This is a genomic window from Veillonella sp., from assembly GCF_015058545.1.
GTDB lineage: Bacteria > Bacillota > Negativicutes > Veillonellales > Veillonellaceae > Veillonella_A.
This window is the reverse complement of the sequence record NZ_SVCB01000024.1, coordinates 1-6,465: the sequence shown is the minus strand read 5'-3', so window position 1 is coordinate 6,465 and position 6,465 is coordinate 1. Positions and strand designations below refer to the sequence as shown.

Genomic DNA, 6,465 nt, shown 5'->3' with positions numbered 1-6,465 from the left:
TAGGACGACCAAAAGTTGAACGCCACTTGCACGACGAAGATGAGCGACAGCCACAGAATAGGCTTTTTCAAAATACCGCGCACCATGGCCCGCCAGAGGGGCATCATAAGGTAAAACCAGAGCAAAATAACCATGAAATACAAATGGTAGTAGCCGTTGCCAAAAAACAGTGCCGGCAATAAATACCGCGGCGTTAAGCCACTGAAGTTGCCCACCGTCGCCCCGGCATACGCAATATATAAAATAGACCAAGCAATATAGGGGAACAGGACAACGCGCGAACGGCGCCACAAAAAGTCCTTATAAGAAAACTCGTCGAAGCTTGACGTGTGGTAAAACAAACCGAAGGCTGACAAAAAGAAAAATGCCGGCACGGTAAAGCGCGATAAAATCTCGAGCAAACCGATTAACTGCACGTTGGCTTGCGGATTGGCGAGAGCAAAAGAGCCTACGTGTATGCCGATAACGCCGAGCATACAGAGGCCGCGCATATAAGTTATTTCCGGTAAAAAGGCCTGTTTCAATACAGTATCTCCTCTCTAACACAAACGGGACGAAGGACTAAGCCCTCCGTCCCGTATATATCTGTTACTTCTTTTGGTAAATTGCGTATTACCGGTATTGGCTGCAATTTACTTATTGCTGACGGCTGAATCGCAGCCGTTTACTCATTGCTACTAATGAATCAGCAGCAATTTTGTTGCAACTTGATTCAGCAAATCGCTTATTCCTGCGTTACCGGAATTTGCGTGGACATACCGCCCGTAGCAGGTGCTGCCGTAGTGGCTGCAGGTGCCGCACCACCGGCCGCAGCGGCTGCTGCCGCTTTAGCTTCTGCTTCGGCCTTAGCTCTTGCTTCCGCTTCCGCTTTGGCCTTGGCTTCCGCTTCACGCTGTAAGCGTAATTCTTTCTGGAGCGGTGCTATCGGCTGATCGTAAACCGTAATATCTGTTTCGAATAAACGTCCCCATGGGAAGCGTGCAGAAACAGTACGCGGATCAATCTTCAAATATTTTTCGGCAAAATCCTGAACCCGTTCGCCCATGTAGCTTTCCAATTTTTCATTCAAAGTACCGGTGTAGCGTACATTGTCGGTGCGAATGGAGTCCTGCATGCGATAAATATCTTTGCGGATATTCGCCTGGTAAGCCCAGTTATCCAAGTATTGTTGCGTCAACATATCGCGATGAGCCTGGGTCGGCATGGCTTTACCTAAAATGCCTTGAGCAATAGCATAACCTACGGTGTTACTTGCGGTGTTCCAGCCATTATAGGCATCTACTTTGTAAAGCAAATCGCGTTTGAAGAGTCCATATACGAAGGTATTGTCAGCACCGTTGGAATAAGAAATATCGGCAATACTTACCGGTACATTCTGCTCAATGGCGGTCTGGATTTTGTCTAAAAAGGCATTCGTGCTGGCAGAAATCATCGGGAAATTTTCAAACGCTTCCGATTCGCCGGTCACTTTGCCAAGCGGCGTATTTACGGCCAATAAAATGTCCGGTTTACCTTTAGTGGCTAAGGTGCCACCTACGGCTTCCACATGTTCCGCAATCGTCTTCGCAACGGTCTGATCTTCGTAATGAGGTACCGTTTCACCGGCGCCGCCCAACGGATAAATTACTTCAAAGGACGGTTTTAAATTATTGCGGTCTACATGAGCACGAGCAATGAGCAACAAGCCGAGCTGATCGGCGCCTGGGAAGCTGCCGTAACGGTCAATGTTAAGACCTTTGCTGTATAACTTCAAATAACGACTTTCCAAAGCCGACTGCGATAAAGTACTCGTATCGTCATGACCTAAGGCGAAATATTTGAAAACTCCTTTACGGGTTTCATCAATAAGCGCACGGTTAACCGTCATATTCTTCTGACGGCGGTTAAACCAGTCTTGTAAGTATTCAACCGGCACCGTAGCAGTCAGTTGTACCAAGGAAGACTGTTCTTCTTGGGTCAAATTACCGGCATCCATTTTGTCCTGCAAAGCAGCAATTTGGAAAATCGTCGGGCCGTATTCGTCATAATAGGATGGCTCTACCCCGCCCCCACTGGCACGTGGCGAACGCATTACGGTACCGAACGCATAAATCGGTACATTCGGGAACTTGTCATGCAAAGTTCCGATTTGTTTCGTGCGATTCAACAACGTATTCAAGGATAAGTTGTGTTTACGGGAGTCAACCAAACCACCATATACCAAGGTGTCCGTGCTGAGCACCATCACATCAGCGCGGCCGGCGTTTTCATCAACCCACTGCCAAATCTTATCCGCTTCACCATGATAGTTTTTGCCGGAAATCAAATAATCCGGTGGCGTAATTACCGTATAACCGGCCCCTTCCGCCGTATCAACAGTATAAGATAAGCTAACGGGACGGTTATCTTGCGGTACAAATAAAATGGTAGCCGCATCTACCTGCGATGTTCCCCATAAAACAGCAGCCGCTAAAGCCCCTGCCAGCCAGGAAAATCGTTTTTTCAATACACTCACTCCTTCTTCTGTCTCTCATTATATTTTATACAAACAACACTTAAATTTCTTTGCCGACTCACATTGATGTGGATTCACATTGAATAGCTTTTGCTCGGCCTACATCTTTTTCTTCGAGATTTTTGTCAAAAATCTTGTAATCTCTAGTATTATATCATATTTTATTATATTAAAACATATCGAACTTGACTAATATAAGAGGAATACACGGACTGCTCTACTTATTTAATCCGAGGTAAACTCCAATCATTTAATGCCCAGCCTGCTCTACTTATTTAATGCGCGGTAAACTCCAGCTATAACGAATGGCCAAGGTGCGAATCACAACTACGATGATAAAGGCACTATATGAGGCCATTTGCCACATGCCTCCGTAGTAAAACGCACAATACACGATACCGCCGATAATCGCCGGCAAAGCGTACACTTCTTCACGCAGTACCGATGGTACGCGCTGCGCCAAGATGTCGCGAATAACGCCGCCACCTACGGCCGTCAACAAACCTAAGATAACACTCAAGACCGGCATATCCGGGTAATTGTACATGCCGATACCGGCGCCGGTAACCGTAAAAGATGCGAGCCCCAATGTATCCGCCGCTAAATACATACGGCGAACCCACCGAGTCCCGATATAGTGATCGCTGCGCGAACGGTAAATAAGGAACATAATAAATGTTACGGCAATAACAGTTCCCACATAAACGGCCGTCCGTAGCGAATTCGGCGGAATATTACCAACGATCAAATCACGCATTATACCGCCGCCGATGGCTGTCGCCAAGGCCAAGACGAGCATGCCAAAGATATCCATGCGCCGTCCGATACCCACTAATGTGCCGGAAACCGCAAAGGCAATGGTGCCCACCATGTCAAATATAAGCCATAATAATTCCAAGATGTTTACTCCTTAATGTAATGTACAAAATGAAATAATGACCTCTCTATGTCTCAATAAATATATCATCTCATTATAGCACAATACGGTGTTTAAAGTCCCCTATATACGGATAGTATCGTGTAAAATCCGTCAAATATTTCAGGCATAATATTTAAATACTTTAATTGCCCTTTTTAGGCATGAATACTGTATAATAGAATTAAGTTTTCAATTAATTTTTTTATTTACTTATCAATTTACTTTTCCAATTAGAAGCAAATAAGTTTTTGCAAATAAAAAGACCTCCGAATGAATTTCGAAGGCCTAATGGATTTAAGGATAACCAATAGCTGATTGCATTATTCTGCTTATTATTAGGGAGGTAAGCACTATGAAAAAAATATTTGTCACCCTTACCGGTTTATTATTGATAGGCTCGTCAACAGTATTCGCCGACTTGCAAACGCAAGTAATTCGCCATCCCGACGGCAGCGCTACCATCAACCAGCGGGATCCTGACGATGGCTATTCTTACAGCGAGGATGTGCCACCGGATCGCGAGATTATCATTCCGCGCAAAAAAATTATCATGACACCGGAAGAAGCTAATGAATTGCGTGATTCGTACGTTAATGATGTAGTACGACGCTGGCAGAATCAAAATGTAATTATTAATGTTGAGCCAGCTAAGGATGAACAATCACAAGAGAAAGACAAGAAATAGGCTAATTGCATCAAACCTTTTTTCTTCGTTTTCACAGTGATGTTATTTTTCTATTAAATTTATTAGTTACTCATTATTTTGCTCATATCTTTTCAAGTAAGTGTGATAATTCTATACTTAAAGTAGCCAAGGATGAAGTCATAATCTATGCTTGGCAAAATACCTGAGCCTACAACTAACTAATCCATATAATCATCCCGGTTGGTATCAGGTATTACGCAATAGGCTGCAGCGATGGGAAGGCCCCTTATCGTTGTAGCCTATTGTTTATTTTTAGGAAATTAATTGTAAAAATATCAATGATAGTACTTTTATTTATTTTTAGATAGCCGAATAAGGAAATCATAACCATCAGCTAGATAAATAGAAATATATGGGGCTCTTACGCTGATAACCTTGCCAATATCATCATATAGCCAAAGCCAAGTTTCACCACTAACAACTTCATAATATTGACTTGGTACATTTATACTATCGTCAATAATATAGCACTCATAATCGCCATCTCCATGAAAATCAAATTCACCGGTTCCGCCCTCACAAAATCGATATACCAAGCTTGCTATATCCGAAAATCCTGCAGGAAGTGTAATTATTTTATAGAGTGTAGGCCCCTCATATCCGCTTTCTTTTCTATAATTTTCTATTCTTTTTTGAATTTCTTCATAATCAGTTTTAATTGTGCAAACTTTCCCCTCATTCACGTTCATAATAGTATGCTCCCCCTAAAAACATATTAATTATTTTTCTTTATTTTATCGTGAACATCGAGATAAGAGCAATATAATTTTCATAAACTAATCTATTGATACTGTTCTATACGCATACTACATCAACACCAACAATCAAAACGAATATAAAAAGAGCGCCCTGCGAGAATCTCGCAAGGCGCTTATTAGCTTATATGGTGCGGTTGATGGGACTTGAACCCATACGAGCGTAAGCTCACCACCCCCTCAAGATGGCGTGTCTGCCATTCCACCACAACCGCATGAAATTGTTATTAAATGGTGCCTCAGGACAGAATCGAACTGTCGACACAAGGATTTTCAGTCCTTTGCTCTACCGACTGAGCTACCGAGGCAAATATTTGAGGCAAAAAAAATGGCGACCCCGATCAGATTTGAACTGACGATCTTCGCCGTGACAGGGCGACATGTTAACCGCTACACCACGGGGCCGCAATACCGTTGTTTCAGGTACTTAAATATAATAACACGGATTTATTTTATGCGCAAGAGGGAAAATGAATTTTTTTACATTTTTTTGTGAGGAATATTAGAAAATGAGATATTGTATAGGGATAAGTGCGAATAAAGCACACTTATCCCTATACAATAATTAGACCACTCTAGTTCTACACTACTCTCAAACGACACAACTAGACTTATATGCTTTACAGCATCAAATAACATATTAATATATACAACTATTAACCCCAGCTTTTTTACAAAAAAGCGAAATAAAGTTTATAAATGCTCCTCTCATATGTACAAAACTGATGATATATGAATGTACAATTTTGATTAAATCAGTATAAAAAGAGAGAGGATATTTCATGCTATTTATTGACAAATGAGTAGTAAACCAAACTAGTTTTACACTACTCTCAAACTAATAGCTAACGCTACTTTTATTCTAATTATGCCATTTAACATCTAAAAACTTTAAACGAAGAATAGCAAGTCTATACCGAAGCTCTTAACTCAAAATCATTATAATCTCTAAATGTTAAATATAGAAGCCACTATCAATGCTTTAGAATACTCATCGTCAAAATAATACTACCCTCTCCATCTAGTATTAGTATAAAAGAATAGTCATGTTAATGCAATTAAATTCATCCACCTTCAATCGACTTAATAGCTAATCATGAAGACTCATCACTATTATACTACTCGAAAAAAACTGTGACTTATGTTGTTTACATTTGTTTAGACCGAACTAGTTTTACACGACTCTCAAACTTCGAGTCAACCTACATCTTTTTCTTTGAGGTTGAGACCAAACTAGTTTTACACGACTCTCAAACGATTTTGCAATGTAATACGTTGCGGTGAAAGTTGAGACCAAACTAGTTTTACACTACTCTCAAACGTCATAGTCCACAAAATAACGTTTAAACCAGTTGAGACCAATCTAGTTTTACACTACTCTCAAACGTCATAGTCCACAAAATAACGTTTAAACCAGTTGAGACCAATCTAGTTTTACACTACTCTCAAACTACCAATTGACTTAAGATCTATTTACATGGCGTTGAGACCAATCTAGTTTTACACTACTCTCAAACGTCAAATCCTTGTTTTGATTTTTGTTTCCAGTTGAGACCAATCTAGTTTTACACTACTCTCAAACACATAAAGT

General features: G+C 41.1%; 5 protein-coding genes, 3 tRNA genes and 1 CRISPR repeat array. Of the genes, 1 reads left to right on the top strand and 7 read right to left on the bottom strand.

Features of this window, described 5'->3' with window-relative positions; genetic code table 11:
• The 3 genes from E7204_RS01390 to E7204_RS01380 all read right to left on the bottom strand — a co-directional run.
• On the bottom strand, window positions 1-524 hold a 524-nt coding region (locus E7204_RS01390), incomplete at its 3' end, for an acyltransferase (RefSeq protein WP_295180860.1).
• A gap of 200 nt (window positions 525-724) precedes the next feature.
• Window positions 725-2,485 carry a DUF4127 family protein gene (locus E7204_RS01385; RefSeq protein ID WP_295180858.1) on the bottom strand — a complete coding sequence of 587 codons (1,761 nt, stop codon included), beginning with the start codon at window positions 2,483-2,485 and terminating at the stop codon, window positions 725-727.
• Window positions 2,486-2,765: 280 nt separating this feature from the next.
• Complete coding sequence (locus E7204_RS01380; RefSeq protein ID WP_295180856.1) at window positions 2,766-3,392, bottom strand: trimeric intracellular cation channel family protein; 627 nt, start codon at window positions 3,390-3,392, stop codon at window positions 2,766-2,768.
• Window positions 3,393-3,765: 373 nt separating this feature from the next.
• Here E7204_RS01380 and E7204_RS01375 point away from each other — a divergent pair, with 373 nt between their 5' ends.
• Window positions 3,766-4,098: a hypothetical protein gene (locus E7204_RS01375; RefSeq protein WP_295180854.1), complete on the top strand. Its 333-nt coding sequence runs from the start codon at window positions 3,766-3,768 to the stop codon at window positions 4,096-4,098.
• A 311-nt stretch (window positions 4,099-4,409) separates the two neighbouring features.
• Here E7204_RS01375 and E7204_RS01370 read toward each other — a convergent pair whose 3' ends face one another.
• The 4 genes from E7204_RS01370 to E7204_RS01355 all read right to left on the bottom strand — a co-directional run bounded on the left by E7204_RS01370 (window position 4,410) and on the right by E7204_RS01355 (window position 5,279).
• Window positions 4,410-4,808: a hypothetical protein gene (locus E7204_RS01370; protein WP_295180852.1), complete on the bottom strand. Its 399-nt coding sequence runs from the start codon at window positions 4,806-4,808 to the stop codon at window positions 4,410-4,412.
• A gap of 195 nt (window positions 4,809-5,003) precedes the next feature.
• Window positions 5,004-5,089: transfer RNA gene (locus tag E7204_RS01365), tRNA-Leu, on the bottom strand.
• 17 nt (window positions 5,090-5,106) lie between these two features.
• Window positions 5,107-5,182 (bottom strand) — tRNA-Phe (locus tag E7204_RS01360).
• Between the two features lie 21 nt (window positions 5,183-5,203).
• Window positions 5,204-5,279: transfer RNA gene (locus E7204_RS01355), tRNA-Asp, on the bottom strand.
• 751 nt (window positions 5,280-6,030) lie between these two features.
• Window positions 6,031-6,456: direct repeats of the CRISPR family, unit length 35 nt; unit sequence GTTGAGACCAATCTAGTTTTACACTACTCTCAAAC.
• Window positions 6,457-6,465: the final 9 nt, after the last annotated feature.

Bases quoted from the DNA above. Each gene is read 5' to 3' on its own strand.
- E7204_RS01375 (WP_295180854.1), top strand. From the start codon at position 3,766: ATGAAAAAAATATTTGTCACCCTTACCGGTTTATTATTGATAGGCTCG.
- E7204_RS01370 (WP_295180852.1), bottom strand. From the start codon at position 4,808: ATGAACGTGAATGAGGGGAAAGTTTGCACAATTAAAACTGATTATGAA.